The sequence below is a fragment of the Psychrobacter sp. T6-4 genome, from assembly GCF_052258425.1.
Lineage (GTDB): Bacteria > Pseudomonadota > Gammaproteobacteria > Pseudomonadales > Moraxellaceae > Psychrobacter.
Genome location: NZ_JBQQEZ010000002.1, coordinates 39,522 through 59,396 on the forward strand (window position 1 = coordinate 39,522; position 19,875 = coordinate 59,396).

At 44.6% G+C, this 19,875-nt stretch carries 16 protein-coding genes; 5 read left to right on the forward strand and 11 right to left on the reverse strand.

Features of this window, described 5'->3' with window-relative positions; translation table 11 throughout:
* Nucleotides 1-124 precede the first annotated feature (124 nt).
* The 3 genes from ACTXGE_RS01950 to lpxB all read right to left on the reverse strand — a co-directional run bounded on the left by ACTXGE_RS01950 (nt 125) and on the right by lpxB (nt 3,812).
* Nucleotides 125-1,426 (reverse strand): CAP domain-containing protein, encoded by a 1,302-nt coding sequence (locus ACTXGE_RS01950; RefSeq protein WP_443541526.1) that lies wholly within the window; start codon nt 1,424-1,426, stop codon nt 125-127.
* Between the two features lie 216 nt (nt 1,427-1,642).
* Nucleotides 1,643-2,488 (reverse strand): ribonuclease HII, encoded by an 846-nt coding sequence (locus tag ACTXGE_RS01955; protein WP_443541528.1) that lies wholly within the window; start codon nt 2,486-2,488, stop codon nt 1,643-1,645.
* 25 nt (nt 2,489-2,513) lie between these two features.
* Nucleotides 2,514-3,812 (reverse strand): lipid-A-disaccharide synthase, encoded by a 1,299-nt coding sequence (gene lpxB / locus ACTXGE_RS01960; protein WP_443541529.1) that lies wholly within the window; start codon nt 3,810-3,812, stop codon nt 2,514-2,516.
* Nucleotides 3,813-4,180: 368 nt separating this feature from the next.
* Between lpxB and ACTXGE_RS01965 the strand changes: the two genes are divergently transcribed.
* A complete protein-coding gene (locus ACTXGE_RS01965; RefSeq protein WP_317199346.1) occupies nt 4,181-5,263 on the forward strand; it encodes a 3-deoxy-7-phosphoheptulonate synthase in 1,083 nt (360 codons plus the stop codon).
* A 74-nt stretch (nt 5,264-5,337) separates the two neighbouring features.
* On the opposite strand, the gene ACTXGE_RS01970 is transcribed toward ACTXGE_RS01965, so the two are convergent.
* Nucleotides 5,338-6,294: a DMT family transporter gene (locus tag ACTXGE_RS01970; RefSeq protein WP_443541531.1), complete on the reverse strand. Its 957-nt coding sequence runs from the start codon at nt 6,292-6,294 to the stop codon at nt 5,338-5,340.
* A gap of 188 nt (nt 6,295-6,482) precedes the next feature.
* Entirely contained in the window at nt 6,483-9,119 is a 2,637-nt protein-coding gene (gene pepN / locus ACTXGE_RS01975; protein ID WP_443541533.1) for an aminopeptidase N, read from the reverse strand.
* Nucleotides 9,120-9,367: 248 nt separating this feature from the next.
* Here pepN and ACTXGE_RS01980 point away from each other — a divergent pair, with 248 nt between their 5' ends.
* From ACTXGE_RS01980 to ACTXGE_RS01990, 3 genes are all read left to right on the forward strand, one after another.
* A complete protein-coding gene (locus ACTXGE_RS01980) occupies nt 9,368-9,955 on the forward strand; it encodes a DUF6231 family protein (protein WP_443541535.1) in 588 nt (195 codons plus the stop codon).
* A 138-nt stretch (nt 9,956-10,093) separates the two neighbouring features.
* Nucleotides 10,094-10,636, forward strand: coding sequence for a peptidoglycan-associated lipoprotein Pal (pal, locus tag ACTXGE_RS01985; RefSeq protein WP_317199342.1), 543 nt, complete (start codon nt 10,094-10,096; stop codon nt 10,634-10,636).
* Between the two features lie 204 nt (nt 10,637-10,840).
* On the forward strand, nt 10,841-11,410 hold the full coding sequence (locus tag ACTXGE_RS01990) for a 4'-phosphopantetheinyl transferase family protein (RefSeq protein WP_317199341.1): 570 nt from the start codon (nt 10,841-10,843) through the stop codon (nt 11,408-11,410).
* A gap of 74 nt (nt 11,411-11,484) precedes the next feature.
* Here the strand turns inward: ACTXGE_RS01990 and ACTXGE_RS01995 are convergent, their stop codons facing one another.
* Nucleotides 11,485-12,228, reverse strand: coding sequence for a hypothetical protein (locus tag ACTXGE_RS01995; RefSeq protein ID WP_443541537.1), 744 nt, complete (start codon nt 12,226-12,228; stop codon nt 11,485-11,487).
* A 526-nt stretch (nt 12,229-12,754) separates the two neighbouring features.
* Between ACTXGE_RS01995 and ACTXGE_RS02000 the strand changes: the two genes are divergently transcribed.
* Entirely contained in the window at nt 12,755-13,513 is a 759-nt protein-coding gene (locus ACTXGE_RS02000; protein ID WP_317199339.1) for an IclR family transcriptional regulator, read from the forward strand.
* A gap of 91 nt (nt 13,514-13,604) precedes the next feature.
* Here the strand turns inward: ACTXGE_RS02000 and mmsB are convergent, their stop codons facing one another.
* The 5 genes from mmsB to ACTXGE_RS02025 form a co-directional block, all read right to left on the reverse strand.
* Nucleotides 13,605-14,543, reverse strand: coding sequence for a 3-hydroxyisobutyrate dehydrogenase (gene mmsB / locus ACTXGE_RS02005; RefSeq protein WP_435950876.1), 939 nt, complete (start codon nt 14,541-14,543; stop codon nt 13,605-13,607).
* Between the two features lie 117 nt (nt 14,544-14,660).
* Nucleotides 14,661-15,929 carry an enoyl-CoA hydratase/isomerase family protein gene (locus ACTXGE_RS02010; RefSeq protein ID WP_443541539.1) on the reverse strand — a complete coding sequence of 423 codons (1,269 nt, stop codon included), beginning with the start codon at nt 15,927-15,929 and terminating at the stop codon, nt 14,661-14,663.
* Nucleotides 15,930-15,957: 28 nt separating this feature from the next.
* Nucleotides 15,958-16,740 carry an enoyl-CoA hydratase gene (locus ACTXGE_RS02015; protein WP_443541540.1) on the reverse strand — a complete coding sequence of 261 codons (783 nt, stop codon included), beginning with the start codon at nt 16,738-16,740 and terminating at the stop codon, nt 15,958-15,960.
* Nucleotides 16,741-16,790: 50 nt separating this feature from the next.
* Nucleotides 16,791-17,951 carry an acyl-CoA dehydrogenase family protein gene (locus ACTXGE_RS02020; RefSeq protein WP_317199335.1) on the reverse strand — a complete coding sequence of 387 codons (1,161 nt, stop codon included), beginning with the start codon at nt 17,949-17,951 and terminating at the stop codon, nt 16,791-16,793.
* A gap of 217 nt (nt 17,952-18,168) precedes the next feature.
* Nucleotides 18,169-19,653: a CoA-acylating methylmalonate-semialdehyde dehydrogenase gene (locus ACTXGE_RS02025; protein ID WP_317199334.1), complete on the reverse strand. Its 1,485-nt coding sequence runs from the start codon at nt 19,651-19,653 to the stop codon at nt 18,169-18,171.
* Nucleotides 19,654-19,875 lie beyond the last annotated feature (222 nt).

Below are 19,875 nucleotides of genomic sequence, written 5' to 3' on the forward strand. Positions count from 1 at the left end.
ACCCCATTCATGATCTTTAGATAGTTTAAGTAAAAGACAAATAAAAAAGTATAAGGGGATACCTTATACTTTTTATTGTCTATTGAGTCTGTTGCAATTTTAGTAGACTGACCTTGTTTGTATACTAATAACTTACTTTGCCTGTCTTAAAGGTAAACGATTTGCTTTGCATATCTTTACCGTCGACTAAGACGTCGAAGCTGACGCGGTATTCACTATTACCATACAGTCCACACTGCTGACTTTGATTCTGAGTACGTTTAGCCTCGCAGCTTTTTAGACTGTCTGTGAGCGGCATGATAAAGGCCTCATTTGCTGGTAGTTCAAAATTGGTCCCTTTAAACGGATCATCATTACTATCCAACAATTTGACCGGTATATCGACATTGCGTTTCATATCACGGAACTTTATGTTACTCACTTTGATACTTTGGGCTGAAGGCATGTTGATATAAACAGGTTGCCCGATTGGATTAGTGCGCAAATCTCTAGTAGGCAATCCACCATTTGGATTTCTAAATGGATTGGGGCTTTCGTTATAAAGGGCAGTAACTGTGCCAGTAACGCCATTACAAGGGTAGGTAAAGATACCCTCAACAGTGTTATTTTTACTTGAATCGGTCACCGCTGCATGATTGACCAGCACATAGCCTTTGGCATGTTTAAAGCCCGATTTGTTAAACGGCTCGTAGGCAACCATACTTGAACTTGTTAGACTCGACCCTGGCATCATAAGCGAACGTAAATGGTAAGGTGCAGCTAGTAATGACTTAGTCATCGAGAGCGCAGCAACTTCTGACGCGACTATATTATCAGCAGTGCTATAGTATACTGTCTGCGCAATATTTTCGGTAACGCCATGGTTGACGTTGCTATAGCCTGCATTAGATAAACGCTTACCAAAACTCACCCCACCGAAAAAAGGATTATTGTTGCCTGTAACCGCAGCGATGTCGCTAATAGAGTTTTCAGTATGGGCATTAAAGGATGTAGGTGTGCTGTTGGCGTACACATGTCTAATATAATTACCGTGTTTAATAGCAACATTGCCAAGCTCTGCGTCATCTGACAAACCATTAAGACCGCAACTAGTACGTGCCAGACTGATCGTGTTATTAGCAGCTAGCGCAGCTTTAGTATCATTGTCTAAAGCAACAGGGGCTGGGTCTACTGGATCATCTTGTTCATCCTCTGGCTCATCAGGTACGGAGGTATCTGAGTCTGAAACAATTGGGTCTGAGACTATAATATCACTCTCTACTTCACTAGGTACACTCGGCTCAACAGCTTCATCTGCGCCAGAACTCGTGTTTGAATCGCTGCCCCCACCATCACCACCGCCCCCACCGCCCCCACATGCTGCTAGAAACAAAATAGAAAAAAGTAGTGCGCTTGAACGCTTCGCTGCCAGTGTTGAAACCATCATCAGTCCTCGATTGTTTGATAATACTAGAATGCTGTTTAGACTCTAGTTACAAACTATAAACGTAAGATACACAGTTTTCAATAGTAATGAGACATTATTTATCAAATTGTTTATATCCAAAATATGTTATATTTCAGGGATTTAAGTATTATTACTTAGGCTATTTTTACTAGCAGATGTTATTGTTTTGATTAAATACAGTTATGATGAGTGTATTCATTGCATATGTTTTATGGGCGCAAAACTACGTCTATGCTCCGGCAATACGCCGTAGGTATCGATAGCAGCTATGTGTGCACGAGTCGGATAGCCCTTATGCTGGGCGATAGTGTAGTTTGGATACCGCGCATCCATCTCATACATAGTTTTGTCGCGACTGACTTTTGCCAAGATACTAGCTGCCGCTATACTGGTATGACGCGCATCCCCTTTTATCCAAGCTTGGCAATCAATGGCGGATGGTGGTAGCCCTAGCTTCTCAAGTATTAAATAGTCAAGATCTGGACAGCGATTACCATCGATGAGTATCTCAATCTGTTCTTTATTGAGCTCATTCTGCCCTCCTACCACTATTGTAGCGAAATGCTGGGCTATTGCCTTTAGCAACGTTTCACTACATAAGCGCATACCGAGCATGGTTGCGGCCAAAATATTAATCTGATCGATCACCGCAGCAGGTATCTCAGCGACAACAAAACCAAGTGCATACTTTTGCACGAGCGGATATAGAATATCGCGTTTTTTTTCACTGAGCTTTTTGGAATCAGTGAGTGTACAGAGCGGCGTGTTCTGTAACGGCTGATGCTCGATTAGATCTGACCAGGTATTAGGCAAGATAGCGGCAGCTATAGTAACGCAGCCGAGTAATGGACCGCGACCTGCTTCATCTACCCCTATTTGTAATGGTGATGACATAGAACTGAAGGTTTTATCAGCGATCAGCTTAGTGATATTGAGCTGACCTGATAACGTAATCGGTGCGTTTAAACTGACATATTGATCTTTAATATCAATGTTCCCGATAGTATCGTCGAGTACGATGATCTGCTCTATTTGACTCATAACTTAGCGGACTTGTTGTTAATATTTATGATTTAAAATACCGAACCTTTTGGGCATAATATTGTTGCACGGCGCTATTGGCAGGATTGTGATTGCTTTGCTGTTGCAGAGTTTTTTTGGTTTCAACCAAAGCCCTTAATTGCTCATCATAAGCGCGCGGCTGGAGCAGTTGCATGACAGTACGGCAAATGTTCTCCCCCGTTGCTTGCTCTTGAATGAGTTCAGGGATGATGGCATCGCCTGCCAAGATATTGGGCAGTGCTACATAGGGCACTTTAACCAGACGCTTAGCAATCCGATAAGTCAGCTGATTTAACTGGTAGATCACAACCATAGGCCGCTCAAGTAGCATCGCCTCAAGGGTTGCTGTACCTGAGGCGAGCATGACCATATCAGAGGCTGCCATTGCCTGCTGACTAAAGGTAGGTAGGCTGTCATCATAAACTACAACGATTGCAGCTCGCAGTGATTCTGAGCGCTTATCGATTACCTCTTGTACAATATACTGATGGTTTTGATCAACCGTTGGGATAATAAAGCATAGCTTTGGATCTAGGAGTATGAGCTTTTGAATACCATCAAGCATCACCGGTAAAATAGCAGTAATCTCACTGCGGCGCGACCCTGGCATCACGCAGATGAGCTGACTAACTGCATTGAAACGGCTGGTAAAAAACTGCTGTAAGCCATCATTGTGCCAGACTAGCTCACTACGTAGCTGGGTCATCGGCGTCTGAACGAGCGCTTGATCTATAGTGCGTAGTAGCGGATGTCCAACGCAGATCGCTGGATGATCATACTGCTCATACACAGGCAATTCAAAGGGAAATAAGCACAGCACCAAGTTGGTTGCCGCCTTGATACCGTGAATACGTGACTCACGCCAGGCCCATATCGATGGGCTCACGTATTGCACGCAAAACACACCTTTGGGTTTAAGCTTTTTGGCAACGCGTAAATTAAAATCAGGGGCATCGATGCCCACGAACCAATCAATGTTCGCGCCATCAAAGGCAGTCAGTAGCTCACGCCGCGCCTTAAATAGATCTCGCAATTGCGACATCACCTCAACCAAGCCCATAACTGCTAAGCGTGATAGCGGAAATAAGCTTTGCAGACCTTGCGCTTGCATCTTACTACCACCAACGCCGATCCAGATAATATCACCGCGCAAATTGTTCATCTGCGCCATAAAATCAGCACCCAAGCTATCGCCTGAGACCTCTCCTGCGACTATCCCTATCACCAAAGGGCCTGATGCCTGATCAGTAGCAAGAGTATCAGACAAAGGACTTTGCTTAAAAGGTGTTACAGATTCTGGCATGATAGGATCCTAACCGCTATTAGATATAAGGTGGAGTTGGGTACAAACTAAAATATAGCACAAGCCATTATTGGACGCTAACCACCTAGACGCTTATACAGACTTCTAAGTGCTTAAGCGTTTAGGCTGCCATCATACGTGAGCGCAGCCCAAATAGCGAAACGCTCAAGATGTTAGGCAAACAATAATAAATTTTAAAGAATTATAGAGTATAGCGACGCCTAAAAAGACTAATATCAGCGCAAGTATAACAAAACATTGGTTTTGGCATTCCAGTTATCAGTCAATTAACTACTCTTGTCCCCTTGTCAACGACTACTTTTGACCTCATAATGATTGTTCCTATAAATAAGCTAGACGATATAATCATGACAACACCAGCTACCCATAATGCAGACATTGACGACGTGAATATTGAACAATTCATCCCCCTAGTTACGCCAGCTGAATTAAAAGCTGAGCTACCGCTCTCAGAGTCCGCGTATCAAACTGTCCTAAAAGGACGTCAAACCATTCAAAACATCTTAGATGGTAAAGATAAGCGCTTGTTTATCGTCATCGGCCCCTGCTCTATCCATGACATAAAGGCTGCGCACGAATATGCCGACCGCTTGGCTAAGCTGGCAAAAGAGCTGGAAGATACCATCTTTATCGTTATGCGGGTCTATTTTGAAAAGCCGCGTACTACGGTTGGCTGGAAAGGCATGATCAACGATCCTGATATGAATGATAGCTTCGATATCGAGAAGGGTTTGCGCAGCGCGCGCAGATTGCTCATTGATCTTAATGAGAAGGGTTTACCTTGCGCGACTGAAGCCTTAGACCCAAATACACCGCAGTACATGCAAGACTTGATTAGCTGGTCAGCTATTGGTGCTCGTACCACTGAGAGCCAAACGCATCGCGAGATGAGCTCGGGTCTATCTTGTCCAGTTGGCTTCAAAAACGGTACCGACGGCGGTATGACTGTCGCCGTCAACGCTATGCAAGCGGTCAAAGCGCCTCATAGCTTCTTGGGGTTATCCTCAGACGGTCAAGTCTCTATTATCAAATCTAAAGGCAACCCTTATGCGCACGTGGTACTGCGCGGCGGTAATGGTAAGCCAAACTATGATGAGACGGCAGTAGCAGCCGCTGAGAATGAGCTTGAGAAAGGTAAAACCAGTACCAAAATTATGATTGACTCAAGTCATGCCAACTCAGGCAAAGATCCTTACTTGCAGCCCATGGTCATCAATAACGTCGCTGAGCAAATCGAAAACGGTAACAAATCTATCATCGGTATGATGGTTGAGAGTCACCTAAAAGGTGGTAATCAAAAGCTCACCGAAGACTTAAGCAAGCTTGAATATGGCGTCTCTATCACCGATGGTTGCCTCGACTGGGAGAGTAGCGTAGCCGCGCTACACAATTTGCGTAATATGGTCAAAGACGTTTTACCCAATCGTTAATGAGCAACAACTAACTGCCCAAATACAAAAGCCCATCTACTCGTAGGTGGGCTTTTGGCTGCGAGGTAGAAATTTTAAAGTGACACAGGATTTTCTTTGGCTTTAATACTAACGACATCTAAGCTAATGATCCCCATAGCAATGACCACCATTATTGTGCCAATAACGTCACTTACACTTAAATCAATATCAAACAACCAGACAGATAAAAGCGTTGCAAATATTGGATTGAGCAAATGAAAAGCCGAAGCATATCCTGAGCCAAACCAGCGAATAAGCTGAAACCACATCAGCATAGCCGCGCCTGATATCAAGATGACTTGGTACAAGAGCGCGTATACAAATATCGGTACGCTCAAGGCTTGTCCCCAAGCAAATACTGATACAAAGGGCAACAACATAACGCCTGCACTTAGATTTTGTAGTCCTGTCAGCGCCACTACGTTATGACTAGAAGCGATAAGCTGATAGTATAAGGTGCCAGCCGCTAGAGCAACTACGGATAGCAATACACATCCGACACCCCATAAAAACTCATCCGTTTGAGCAGGGTTTTGCAGCTGACTCAGTAGCGACTCTACCTCGCCCACACGAGCTACAAGCACAACGACAACGCCTAAAAACCCAAGTGTTAATGCTATCCACAAATATGCCGACCACTTTTTACTTAAATATGACTGCGCAAAAGCGGTTAAAAACGGTGTGGTAGATACTAGTAACACTACAAGCTCTGGTGATACATACTGCAAGCCTGAGTAAGATAGCCCAAGATACAACACGTAGTTAAGTAGCGCTAAAATAATGGCATCACGACACATTGAGCGACTTAGAAGTTCTGTTTTATTAGTTGATATCTTTAACTTGTGTCGCCGCTTTAATACCTGATACAGACCTAGTAGTAACATACCTGCCAATAAAAACCGCACGCTCAAAAAACTAAGCGGTGACATATAATCAACCGAGTACTTACCCGCTATAAACGCTGATGACCACAATAAACTAAAGACCACCCCAAATATCATCTTGTTCATAATTGATGTCCTCAGTGCCTAGAATCAGTGCCTAGAATCAGTGCTTAGAATCAGTGCCTAACTTAGCATTTAACTCGATTTATCATGAACTATAATCTTTATCGCTTTGCATACCTTAGCATCTCTTAAAAATAAAAAGGCTAAACTGACATAGCAGTTTAGCCTTTTATCTAAATCATTCGACAACTTTATTTACCAGCTGCGCCCAGTACGCTCTCTAAACTTTCAAGCACATGTTTAGAGGTGGCTTTTTGCTGTAGATCAAGCAGTTTTTCATGTGCCATAGTGCGGCGCGGTTCAACCAAAGTATACCAACGCGCCAGCACTTGTAGCATACGCGATGCAACCACTGGATTGGCCTCATCTAATCTTTTGATAACATCGACATAGATATCTAAACCCTCAAAGGTCCAGAGCACCGCAGGCTGCGCGGTAAATGCACCTATTACCGAACGTATACGGTTCGGCGTATTCCAATCAAAGTCCTTGTGCGCTAGTAGCGATTTAATAGTATCAGTAGTCACATGAGTATTAGATGCTTGCACACTAAACCATAAGTCGATGACCAAGTCATCCGTATTAAACCGCTCGTAAAAATCAGCTAAGTAGACATTACAACTCTCTAGCTGATGATTGACAATAGCTCTTAGCGCCCCAAAACGCTCAGTCATACAGCTGGCATTGTCATACTGCTGCTTAGCCCACTGATCCGCGCCTGTGACCTTGGCTGTCAATGCCATATCTAGTACTACATTACGTAGGGCGCGCCTGCCTAGTGCTTCTGGGGTATCAGTATAGGCTTGTAATGGCAACTGCTCATAGATAGTTGCCCATTGATCCTTTAGCGCAAGGGCGACTTGTTTGTATAGATTCTCACGCTCTTGTTTGATGACCTCTGGATCGTAGTCTTTGTGCGTCGCTGATGCCAGCTCCTGCGGTGATGGGATATCGAGCAGGCGCGCCGCTAACATAGGATCATCTACTGCAAGCTTAGGCAGGGTCGCCACTAGTGCTTGCAAGTAAATATCAGGACTGCTCTTAGCGTCACTACTGGGCAGTAATATACGATTGACCAGCATTTGCGTCACTTGCCAGCGGTTAAAACCATTGGTCTCATGAGTCAGCAAAAACGCTAAATCGGTATCTTGATAATTATAATTCAATTGCACAGGTGCGCTAAAATCGCGTAGCAAGGACACCACAGGGTTACTGCCTACATTGTCAAACACAAAGGTTTGCGCCGCTTGCTCAAGTAATAGCATACGCTCGCTAATGATCTCACCTGAGTCTTGATCAAACAAAGCCATCGCAACCGGAATTGGCAAAGGCTTTGGCGCGTCAAATCCAGCGACATGGCGCGTCTGCTGACTCAAAGTAATAGTGAGCGTCTGCGTCTCGCTATCATAGTCTTGATGGCCAGACAACACAGGCGTACCGGGCTGACGATACCAGTCGATAAAGTCCTCAACCTTACTATCAGTGATACTAAGCGCTGATAAGAAATCCTCTACTGTGACCGCTTGTCCATCATAACGGCGAAAATACTCATCAGTGCCTTGACGGAAATTATCAGCGCCGAGCATATTAGCAATCATGCGTACGATTTCTGCGCCTTTCTCATAAATAGTGGTGGTATAAAAGTTATTAATCTCAACAAAGCTCTCAGGACGTACAGGATGCGCGAGTGGTCCTGCGTCCTCTGCAAACTGATGCGCGCGCAGCATCGCTACATCGTCTATACGCTGCACCGCACTTGATTGCTGATCGGCTGAGAACGACTGATCCCGATATACAGTAAAGCCCTCTTTTAGACACAGCTGAAACCAATCGCGGCAGGTAATACGGTTGCCCGTCCAATTATGAAAATACTCATGAGCGATGACTGCTTTTACATTAAAGCTGCGCGCATCGGTTGTCGTTTCAGGACTAGACAATACGCAAGCGGTATTAAAGATATTGAGACCTTTGTTCTCCATAGCGCCCATATTAAACTGGCTCACCGCCACAATCATATAGCGATCTAAATCATAGGCGCGCCCATAATTGACCTCATCCCACAACATCGAGTCCTTTAATGCTTGCATACCGACATGACATTTATCAATATCATCAGACTTTGCGTACAACTCAAGGGTGACTTCTCGCCCTTCACTAGTTGTGAAATGATCGGTTAATACATCTAAGTTTGCGACAACGCAAGCGAACAGATAGCTTGGCTTATTAGTCGGATCTTCCCAAATAGCATAATGACGATCAGGCGCGCCTATGACTTCACCTTGTTCAATCAAATTACCATTGGCAAGCAGCGTCGGATAACGCTTGTCTGCCTCTAGACGCGTCGTAAACACCGCCAGCACATCAGGTCGATCAGGATAATAGGTAATCTTGCGAAAGCCTTCTGGCTCGCACTGAGTGACGAACATGGTCTCACTACCCGTGCCTGCGATGTACAGACCCTCAAGCGCGGTATTGGTTTGCGGATGGATACGCACCTTTATATGCAAACTTAGACTATCTGGCGCATCTGTAATGGTCAGCTTACCGTTATTGATGCTATAACGTTCAGTAGCCAGCACTTCACCATCGAGTTCAATGGTGAGCAGCTCAACGTCCTCACCATATAGCACCAAGTCGCCTTCGGTCTGACGATTCATAACCAGCGTACTTTCGACTGTCGCATGCTCATCAAATAATTGAATGTCCAAATTGACGGTCTCGACATCGAAGCTTGGGCGCTTATAGTCTTTTAGATGGATTTTGCTTGGCTCATGAAGGGGTACATCAGCCATCTCAGGGTTGATAATTTGGGGAGTGTCAGCAGACATGGTCATTCCTATTATTAATTGTAGATTGAGAGCATTTTTGTTAGAGGTAGAATGGTTCGTTCAATTGAGTGACTTTACATTATTAGCTTACATTGATTTGATTTGCTAGATTTCAAGTTACGCTACCGAAAAACTTAAACTTAGCTTTAAGAGTCATCGATAGCTTTAAGTCGTATTATTAATTGGCTAATGCCATATAAAGTGATTTAATGGCAGAGTAGATTTTCATTTCATAAAAAGGCACTCTTATGACGCAGCGAAAAACAGAGCACTCAAACGTTAGCCTGCCAATGCTTGTGGCTTACGTAGAGGAGCTGCTTCCAGAATTAGCATCAGAGGTGCCTGCTTTTGATAGTACACAGATGTTATGGGTGGCAGAGGATAAAGCCGCACTTGCATCACTACAAACACAGCTTAATAAAGCATCAAACGATATCAAGTCAAAAAAAGACCATACTCATCTCTTAACCTTACCTGCACTTGATCAGCAGCAGATACACAAGCGTCATGAGCTGGTTTGTTTTTGGCTACCAACATTATCAGATGAGATGATACAGCACTATATCCCTTTACTAATGCGCTATCGTGATTTATATGCCGCTCACTTACTTATAGCTATTGATAGTACTATAGATTTGCGAGCTTACGGATTTACTCCTTTTGATATCGTTAACAAAGAGCAAGCCGTCAACCCAAGCAGACCTTTAAGTGCTGCTGTAGCTAAACATCCAATTACTTTATGGCAATTTAATCTTTATGATTATAAAGTTCTACCCAATTGGCTAAACAATAAGTATTGGGCCAATCCTGAGAACTGGGATAAAGGTCGCTGGTGATTAAATAAACGGTCTTTGTAATTACAGTAATGATACTTACATAAATTAACATGAGTTATATGATAAGTAGCAATGAGCTAAGTGGTATATTAAGTGGTTTTAAAAATAAGAATGTTATTTCAACTTTAGGAGATTTATATGTCAATCATTACTCACTCTACTCTCAATAGTCGTTTTGCGAAAGTGGCAACCTTAGCCGTATTATCAAGCGCTATAGCCATTACCTCAGGCTGTGCCACTAAAAGAGCAACCTCTGAAGTTGTTGTTGCACCCCTAGGTGTACCTAGCGGTCAGGTCGCTTATTCAGGTGCCGTTCTCGTTGACAATCCAGGTATGGTTGTTAGTGCTGCTGATAATTTGCAAGCGGTCGTCTATTTTGACTTTGATAGTAGCAACATTACAGCGCAAGCTGCTAGCGTACTCAATCAACACGTCAATCTGTTGAGCTCAAACCCAGCTGCTGGTGTCCTTATCGCAGGTCATACGGATGAGCGCGGTAGCCGTGAATATAACATCGCTCTAGGAGAGCGCCGTGCGGCGGCGGCTCGTGACTATCTAGCTAATCAAGGCGTTGCTATCAATAATATTCAAATTATTAGCTATGGCGAAGAGCGTCCTGCTGCTACTGGTATGACCGAGGCGGCCTATGCTCTAAACCGCCGTGCTGAGTTGTCTTACTAAATTTAAGTATAAACTTGCATTAGCAAAAGAGCCTCGTTAAAAAAACACAACCCAGCAACCTTAGCATTGCTGGGTTTTTTACGACTTTAAAGCATGCTATTCTCAATAGTACTCATACTCATACTCATACTCATGATCTTATCAACTATGCCCTTCTCACTATATAATTTAAGCTATATCCAACTCGATAACAGCACTTGGTGTATGAGCGCAAAAATAGCATCTACCCATCATGATGGTCAAAACAACACGAATAGTGCATTTAATTATGAGCGGCAGCAACAACGTAAAGGCGTACGAGATTTACTTCAGCACTTACTGCAAAAGCTTGCAATCTATGATGATTTAGATGAGACCCAGTTCCCTTATCGGCTTATTCATCACCGTTATTATGTCTGCTTTAGTCATTCCGTTGATAGGGTTGCGGTCGTTGTCAGCAGTCATAGACCAGTCGGTATCGATATAGAGGTACAAAGTGTGAAATGGTCTATTGTACAGCGGTATTATCATACTGATGAGCTGGCTGTTTTAGACAAGCTGAATACTATAAAACGCGCGCATCTGAGTCGTTTACTATGGCAAGTCAAAGAGTGCTTTATCAAAGTGCACAATTACACGCTAGCGCAAGGTATGGGTATCAACTACGCACAATTAATTGATGAGCTGTTGATAAACACGGATAACGAAGATGTTACGCCAATTAGGATAAAGGATACGCAAAGTATTTATCGCATTGTGCTACTACCTAAGCTGCAAATAATAATTACTTTGTAAATAAAAAGCTTACACACAAAAAAAGACGCCCCAAAGGACGTCTTTTTATCGTATCAGTTATTTATAAACTGATATTAGAAGCGGTAAGTTGCACCTAACTTCACGATAGGTAACCACTCTAAGTAGTCTTCATTTTCAAGCTCACGGTTTGCAGCAGCAGCAGCACCTTGTAGATCAGGACCAGTAGCAGTTACTGTAGCGTTTACATCACCTAAGTATGCAGCACCAACTTCACCAAATACACCAAAATTATTGCTGATATTAGGGCGGAAACCAACGGTTAGGTAAGGAGCAAGTTCGTTGCGATGCTTGACACTACCTCTTAACTCACCAACACCAGTATATGTTTCGTTATCAATTTCAAACGTACCATTGTTACCATCAGATCTGATATCAATTTCATTATCAGGTACGATTACGCCAGCACCCATAGTGAACCAGTTACCAGCAGGACGTACTTGAACGCCTAGGTACGGGTTACTAAAGTCTGAATCAACGTCATACTCGATATCTTCAACGTCAAAGTCACCGCCAAATAGGTCAGCAACATCGCCACCTGCCCAACCCGCTTGTAGTTCTACTTTTTCGTTAACGCTAAAGCCAACGTTTGCACCGTAACCTAATGAACCCACTTCAGCACTAACAGAAGCTGGGTTAGTAAGCGTGTTAAAGATAGTTTTAGTCGTACCAACAACAGCACCAGTAGTGTTACGGATAATGCCGTTATCACTGCTGTACTGATAAGCTGGCTCAGCGGCCATAGCAGCAGTTGATGCCATTACAGCAGCAGTAACCAAAGATAATTTGATGAATTTCATAACTCTCTCCTAAAGTGTGGGATTGTTTGCCCATAAAAATGATTGATTGGATGGTTTGCATAATCATTTTTTTGTTGAGCAGATTAAAACAATTTTAGCTTCAAAAGTCATCCCCTCAGAGACCCCTTTTGTTTAGTATTATGTAAAGATTGCATGCATATTGTAATTAGTGGCACCTAGCAACCTAAAACACTTGCTTTTTACGACCTACTACTCCCTAAACTCAAGTAAATATACAAATTCGAGATAAAGAAAGTATTTCAAGATGTTTCTGTATAATGGACTATAAATGTATTTTAGACAGTAAATATTCTATTACTTATTACTACCATTTGTTTCGGTTTGTGAGTTGATGTATCTATGATAGTTGAACATATTAATAATAAGATTCATAAATTAGTAAAGTTTATCGCTATAAACTAGTGATTATTATCGTAATTCTTTATACTTACTGTTACTGGTTTATATACATTTCAGTGAATTCAAACTTTCTAACTACTCTCTTTATCTATACTGAGCTTCTTCTATGCCCAAAGTATCCTCTATTACTCGCGTGTTAGAAATTATCGAAGCGGTGTCCTATTCATCCAAACCTATCTCGCCCCTTGAGCTCTCACAAATGCTCGATATTCCAAAACCAACAATACATCGTTTGGTACAAAATCTGGTTGATGAAGGTTTTGTTGCAGTCGATATCGGTGGCGGTATTATCCCTGGCAAGCGCGTGCGCAATCTAAGTGTTGAGCTTTGGCAACATAGGCAGTTCTTTAACGAGCGGCAAATCATATTACAAAAGCTGGTAGACGATATAAAAGAGACTTGCGGCATTGGTATTCCCTATCATACCGATATGATCTATACCAATAGGGTTGCGACTAAACTACCCTTGCAAATCTACTTGCCAGTAGGTATTAAGTCACCCATGTGGTGCACAGCAACGGGTAAACTGTATTTAAGTCAGTTAAGTCTGGAGAGTCGGCGCAAGGTGCTCCAAAGCTTAGCGCTCGATAAGTTCACTAAAAACACCATCGTCGATATCAGTGCTTTAAATACTGAGCTTGATCACATTGCCAAGACAGGCGTCGGTATCGATAATGAGGAGTTTATATCTGAGATGGTAGCGGTATCCGTTGCCATATCTGATAAAAAATCTCGCTATTTGGGCTCGCTCTATATACACGCGCCAACGATACGAGTATCGCTCGATGAACTACTAAGCCATGTACCAAGACTACGAGAAGCGGCCAAAGATATTCAGACCTTGGTGTATGAGCTACAAAGTTAAATTGGTTTGTAATAACAAAAGCCGTTGGTGCTATCGTGAGTAGCATCAACGGCTTTTTATTGCTTATTAAAGTATACGGCAGTAAAACTGATTAGGACGATAATACTGACTTATCATGCAGCGCCATGATACTGGAAAAATCCTTGTCACCATGCTGGACGCTGTGCTCGTTGTATAGCTCAGTAGCCCTAGCACCCATTGGCGTATCAGCACCTGTTGTTTGCGCTGTTTGCATGGCAAGGTTAAGATCCTTTTGCATAAGCTCGGTCATAAATCCGCCTTTGTAGCCATTGCTCGAGGGTACGGTTTCTATGACGTTAGGATAAGGATTATACACTTCAAGCGTCCAGTTGCGCCCTGAGCTTTGGAGCATAATCTCGGAGAGCACCTTGGCATCAAGGCCGTTTTTGACCCCTAAGTTAATCGCCTCAGCTGTCCCTGACATCAAAATGCCAAGCAGCATGTTATTACATATTTTAGCGACTTGTCCTGCACCATGATCCCCTGCATGAAAGATATTCTTACCCATAACATCAAGGATAGGCTTAGCACGGGCAAAGGCGTCTGCTCTACCGCCGACGATAAAGGTAAGACTACCTGCAATAGCGCCGCCCGTGCCGCCTGAGACTGGCGCATCTAAAAAGTCGATGCCTAATTTGCTCGCCTCTGTCGCCACCTTGCGTGCATCACTTGCGGCAATGGTGCTGCTGTCGATGACGAGTGTACCCTTAGGCAGTACCGAGAGTAGACCGTTTGACTCTTCGCTATCCAAGTAGACCGCGTGTACATGCTTGCCTGCTGGCAACATCGTGATGACGACTTGGACGTCACGTGCCGCATCCTTTGGGCTATCGGCAACTCTAGCACCTGCACTCTGCAAACGATCGAGCGCCGCCTGTGATAAATCATACACCGAGAGCTTATATCCTGCTTTTATCAGATTCTCCGCCATTGGCGCGCCCATATTACCTAGACCAATAAAGGCAATATTAGGCTTATTTTGACTATCGCTATGTTTACTTGGACTCATGTCATCACTCCTTGATGATTGTTGTTCTGATTATATATTCTATTGTCAGTCTCAAAAAAACTGACATATTTAGACTAAGAGATAGCACTATTAAAGGAACTCAACTATACGTAAAGCTTAGCGAACGTATTGCGCGCCCAAAGCATCAGCGCCTAGCCAGTCTTTTAGGGGGTGCGCGTCTTTGCTATAAGGGTTGTCAAAATGCTGCTCGATATAATCGCGGCCCTCAGGGGATAAACACTCGCTAAGCGATCGCGACCATTTAGGATCTTTGTCTTTATCAATCAGCAGCGCCCGTACGCCTTCTTTAAAATCAGGATTTGCCGCGCAGTGTACAGCGGTATTAAGCTCAAGATAGAGCACTTGCTCAAGCGAAAGATCTGTCGCTTTGTCGTACAATGCATAAGTCAATGCCGCACTCACTGGGCAGCCGTGCCGATAAGTAGCAAGCGCGCGCTTAGTCCATTTATCCGCTGCAAAATTGCCGTCTATCTGGGCAAGCGCGTCATCATCACGCAAAAGATCATCGATATCACCAAGACCGCCCCTATTCATGATTTGGGAGATAGACTGCCAATATAGTGCCAGCTTACTCTCAGGCAGATCAGCCACAGGGTATGCTGCTAGTGCTTGGCTTGTGACCGTATCTAAGCTGCTTTGATTGAGTGTCGTTGCAGGCTGCCAGTCTGTTTGTGTTAAGAGACTTATTACCTTATCGTAATCATCTCCTGCTACCGCATATTCAGCGAGGCTGGTAAACATCGCGTCACTACCGTTACACAGCGCACCTGTGAGTCCTAAAAATAAACCGGACTTGGCAGGCATACGCCGCAAAAACCAGCTACCAGAGGCATCAGGAAACAAGCCAATGGTAATCTCAGGCATAGCAAAGCGCGTACGCTCAGTAACGATACGATGACTACATGCCGCCATCAATCCCATACCGCCGCCCATGATAATGCCATCACCCCAAAGAATGAGCGGCTTGGGATAAAAATGCATCTGTCGATACAGACGGTACTCATTACCGAAGAATTCTGTTGCATAAGGGTTCGGCATCGGTGCATCAGCCGACATGCTGTCATAGAGCCTGCGGATATCGCCGCCTGCACAAAATGCCTTATCACCTGCGCCTCTTAATACGATAGCGACGATTTGTGAGTCGGCTTGCCAATCTTCAAGCTGCTTTGAAAGTAGCTGGCACATCTCAACGCTAAGCGCATTAAGCGACTTTGGCGCATTAAGCGTCATGATACCTAATAGATGACCGCAGTCTGTTGGCTTGGTCTCAAATAGGACTGGCGCGTCAGCGGATACTGGTGCATCTGCGTCATTGCCATATTGAGCTTTAGCTGTTTTATTATTGGGATATTTTATAACTGTCATAGAAGTGACCTATCAATTCAAGTAGCGATTATTTGTTCTGCCAATTGGGTTTACGCTTCTCTAAGAATGCCTGTACGCCCTCGCGCTGATCTTGGGTGTCAAATAATTTAACAAAGGCTTCGCGCTCTTTGATCAGGTTTTGTGCAGGTGGGTTGTCTCTAGCTGCTTGAATCAGTGCTTTGGAATAACTGACGGCGACGGGGGATTGCTTGGCGACTTTTTTAGCCAATTCCTGCGCCACTTGCAAGCCCTCACCTTTAGCCGTTACCTCTTCAACCAAGCCAATGCGCAGAGCCGTTGCTGCATCAACGCGCTCCCCACACAGTATCATGCGTTTGGCCCAGCCTTCGCCCACCAGCATCGGCAGATTTTGTGTACCGCCAGCACAAGGCAATAAACCCACGCCCGTCTCTGGCAAGGCCATTTGCGCATGCTCCTCAGCGATACGAATGTCACAGGCCAGCGCGCACTCAAGCCCGCCGCCCATTGCATAGCCGTTGATCACAGCGATACTGACGCCGCGATAGTTTGATAACGCTTCAAAAGCCTCACCAAAAGCGATAGCCATACTGATCGCCCGACCTTTGTCACCGTCTGAGAAGTTATTGAGATCCGCGCCCGCTGAAAAGAACTTTTCACCGTCGCCATGTAAAATAATGGCATAAACCTCATCATTGGCATTGAGATCAGCAATCAGCTGTTTGAGCGCAGGCAAGCTCTCCATCGTCCACGTATGCGCGGGGGGATTGTGCAGCGTTATAGTCGCGGTAGCGCCATCGATTGATAGTTTTAGATTGGTATACTCGGTCATCACAACCTCCTTGTCTTATTATTTTGACAATTGCTGTTAGATTAGATCGCTTAGCGTAACTTATCGAGTGCATCGTCTTGGAGCAGTTGACGCGAGATAATCACCCGCATAATCTCATTTGTGCCTTCTAATATTTGATGCACGCGCAGATCTCGTACGTGACGCTCTAGCGGATACTCATTGAGATAACCATAGCCGCCGTGAAGTTGCAAAGCTTCATTGGCCACATCAAAACACAGATCAGTAGATAAGCGTTTTGCCATCGCACAATAGACTGAGGCTTGCGGATCCTTATTATCGACTTTGCTCGCTGCTAAATACAGCATTTGCCGCGCGGTTATGGTTTGAGTGAGCATATCAGCAAGTTTAAACTGCACCGACTGTAAGTTTGCTATTGGCTTACCAAATTGACTGCGCTCTTGCACGTAGTTGGTAGCGGTCTCAAGCGCTGACTGCGCTGTTCCTACCGCACAAATACCGATATTAATACGCCCACCGTCAAGACCTTTCATAGCAATACTAAAGCCTTGACCCTCCTCGCCTATCAGGTTTGACGCAGGCACTTTAACGTCTTTAAAACTAATAGCGCGCGTCGGCTGTGCTTTCCAGCCCATTTTGTGCTCGTTTTTGCCATACTCAATGCCGTCGCTATGGGCGTCAACGACAAACGCGGAGACACCTTTGGGCCCTGCGCCGCCAGTACGTGCCATGACGACTAAAATATCAGTCGAGCCTGCGCCAGAGATAAAAGTTTTTTCGCCATTTAACACATAATAGTCGCCTTGTTTGTCCGCTTTGGTGCGCAAGGAGGCGGCATCAGAGCCAGCATTAGGTTCAGTTAAGCAATAACTGCCTAGCCACTCGCCGCTAACCATCTTAGGCAAAAACTGCTGGCATAACTCATGACTACCGTACTCGCCGATCATCCATGCTGCCATATTATGAATACTCATGTAGGCGGCAACTGAGGTATCGCCCCAAGATAGCTCTTCAAATACCATTGCAGAGTCTAAGCGCGTCAGTCCTAGGCCATCATGATCTGGATTGGTATACAGACCTAAAAACCCAAGCTCGCCTGTTTTTTTGATCACATCTACAGGAAAATGCGAGGTGCGATCCCATTCAGCAGCGTGCGGTTTGAGCGCTTTTTGCGCAAATTGTTTAGCCGTTTGGCGAAAGGCGATTTGATCTTCGGTGAGCGTAAAATCCATGAGGTCATCCTTGTGCATGCACTACAAATATGGGGGCTTAACGTTAAAGCCTTTGTTGTGTTAAAGCATCACTATCTATCTGTATCGATAGCTGTGCTTGATACACCGCGTCGCTTCTTTATAAAGAGTATAAACAGACAGATAGTATATCAAGCTAAGCCTGAGCTGTAGTGTCAATATTAATACTACATAGAGTTCATATTACATAGAGTTAATACTACATAGAAATAGTCGTATTGACACTACGGCTGGCTTCATCATCGAACCAGCGCGCGGTGACGGTCTTGGTTTGCGTGTAAAACTGTACTGCTTGCTTACCATAAGGGCCCAAATCACCAAGCTTACTACCACGCGAGCCTGAGAATGAGAACATCGGTAGCGGCACAGGAATTGGCAAGTTAATACCGATTTGACCGACCATAACGTCTTGCTGGAATTTGTGCGCTGCCGCACCTGATTGGGTAAAAATTGCCGTGCCATTACCGTGTGGATTGGCATTTAATAGCTCAATGGCATCATCCAAACTATCTGCGCGCATGATACAAAGTACTGGGCCAAATATCTCTTGCTGATAGATCTGCATATCAGTGGTGACGTGATCAAAGATGGTTGGACCTACAAAGTTGCCTTGCTCAAAGCCTTCTACGCTAATGCCGCGACCGTCCAGTAACAAGCTTGCACCCTCTTCAACGCCTGTGCCTATCAAGTGCTCAACGCGGGCTTTTGCTTGAGGAGAGATCAGCGGCCCTAAATCTTTGTCGTTCTTGCCTGCAGATACGACTAAACCTTCAGCTTTGGCTTTGATATCATCAATCCACTCGCCGGCTGCACCAACGAGCACCACCACAGAGAGCGCCATACAGCGCTGACCTGCCGCACCAAAGGCCGCCCCTGCCAACTGGTTCAGGGTTTGCTCTTTATTGGCATCTGGCAAGATAACGCCATGGTTTTTGGCGCCCATCATGCACTGCGCGCGTTTACCTGACTGACTTGCGCGCTCGTAGACATGTTTGCCGACCTTGGTTGACCCAACAAAAGATACCGCTTTGATATCGGGATGATCGCATATGGCATCAACCGTTGCTTTACCGCCGTGGACGACATTTAGGACGCCTTTGGGTACGCCCGCCTCAAGCGCCAGCTCTACTAAACGCATAGTGACCATAGGATCTTGCTCAGAAGGCTTTAGAATAAAGGTATTGCCTGTCGCAATCGCCATTGGAAACATCCATAGCGGAATCATCGCTGGGAAGTTAAAGGGCGTGATACCCGCGCAAACGCCAAGCGGCTGCCAGATGCTATAAGTATCCACCCCTGAGGCGACATTTTCGACAAAGTCGCCGATCTGTAGATTGGCGATACCTGCCGCGTGCTCGACGACTTCTAGGCCGCGAAACACATCGCCGCGTGCGTCCGCAATAGTCTTGCCTTGCTCAGCGGTGAGTATCTCAGCCAACTCTTCCATATGCTGACGGATCAATTCTTGATACTTTAAAAAGATACGAGCACGGGTCATGATAGGCGTTTTGCGCCAAGTCTGAAACGCTTCTTGGGCGGCTGCGACCGCTTCGTTAATCTCGTCATCGGTGGTTTGTGGGACTTTGGCGATGACCTCTTGGGTAGCAGGATCAGTAATATCAATCCATTCGCTAGTATTTGATTGGGTGAATTCACCATTGATGAGCTGCTGAACGTGATGCATAAGATATCCTTATCTTGTCAATGTAGATAGTATTAAGAGGTGCGGTTATAGAAACTGAAACAGGTATTTTTATATCTGTAATTAAAATGATTTATTACGTATCGTTATTGACTATAACAACAAATCAATTTTAGGGTCAAGCGCTTTGTCAAAGATTTATGACCTAGGGCGTCTTCTCAATTAAAACCTTGTTAAAAAAAGCTCATGAGTAAACATGAGCTT

Coding starts and splice junctions, on each gene's coding strand:
- mmsB (WP_435950876.1), bottom strand. CDS start 14,543: ATGAGTCCAAGTAAACATAGCGATAGTCAAAATAAGCCTAATATTGCC.
- ACTXGE_RS02015 (WP_443541540.1), bottom strand. CDS start 16,740: ATGACCGAGTATACCAATCTAAAACTATCAATCGATGGCGCTACCGCG.
- pal (WP_317199342.1), top strand. CDS start 10,094: ATGTCAATCATTACTCACTCTACTCTCAATAGTCGTTTTGCGAAAGTG.
- ACTXGE_RS01980 (WP_443541535.1), top strand. CDS start 9,368: ATGACGCAGCGAAAAACAGAGCACTCAAACGTTAGCCTGCCAATGCTT.
- ACTXGE_RS02020 (WP_317199335.1), bottom strand. CDS start 17,951: ATGGATTTTACGCTCACCGAAGATCAAATCGCCTTTCGCCAAACGGCT.
- ACTXGE_RS02025 (WP_317199334.1), bottom strand. CDS start 19,653: ATGCATCACGTTCAGCAGCTCATCAATGGTGAATTCACCCAATCAAAT.
- ACTXGE_RS02000 (WP_317199339.1), top strand. CDS start 12,755: ATGCCCAAAGTATCCTCTATTACTCGCGTGTTAGAAATTATCGAAGCG.
- lpxB (WP_443541529.1), bottom strand. CDS start 3,812: ATGCCAGAATCTGTAACACCTTTTAAGCAAAGTCCTTTGTCTGATACT.
- pepN (WP_443541533.1), bottom strand. CDS start 9,119: ATGTCTGCTGACACTCCCCAAATTATCAACCCTGAGATGGCTGATGTA.
- ACTXGE_RS01995 (WP_443541537.1), bottom strand. CDS start 12,228: ATGAAATTCATCAAATTATCTTTGGTTACTGCTGCTGTAATGGCATCA.
- ACTXGE_RS01990 (WP_317199341.1), top strand. CDS start 10,841: ATGAGCGCAAAAATAGCATCTACCCATCATGATGGTCAAAACAACACG.
- ACTXGE_RS02010 (WP_443541539.1), bottom strand. CDS start 15,929: ATGACAGTTATAAAATATCCCAATAATAAAACAGCTAAAGCTCAATAT.
- ACTXGE_RS01955 (WP_443541528.1), bottom strand. CDS start 2,488: ATGAGTCAAATAGAGCAGATCATCGTACTCGACGATACTATCGGGAAC.
- ACTXGE_RS01950 (WP_443541526.1), bottom strand. CDS start 1,426: ATGATGGTTTCAACACTGGCAGCGAAGCGTTCAAGCGCACTACTTTTT.
- ACTXGE_RS01965 (WP_317199346.1), top strand. CDS start 4,181: ATGACAACACCAGCTACCCATAATGCAGACATTGACGACGTGAATATT.
- ACTXGE_RS01970 (WP_443541531.1), bottom strand. CDS start 6,294: ATGAACAAGATGATATTTGGGGTGGTCTTTAGTTTATTGTGGTCATCA.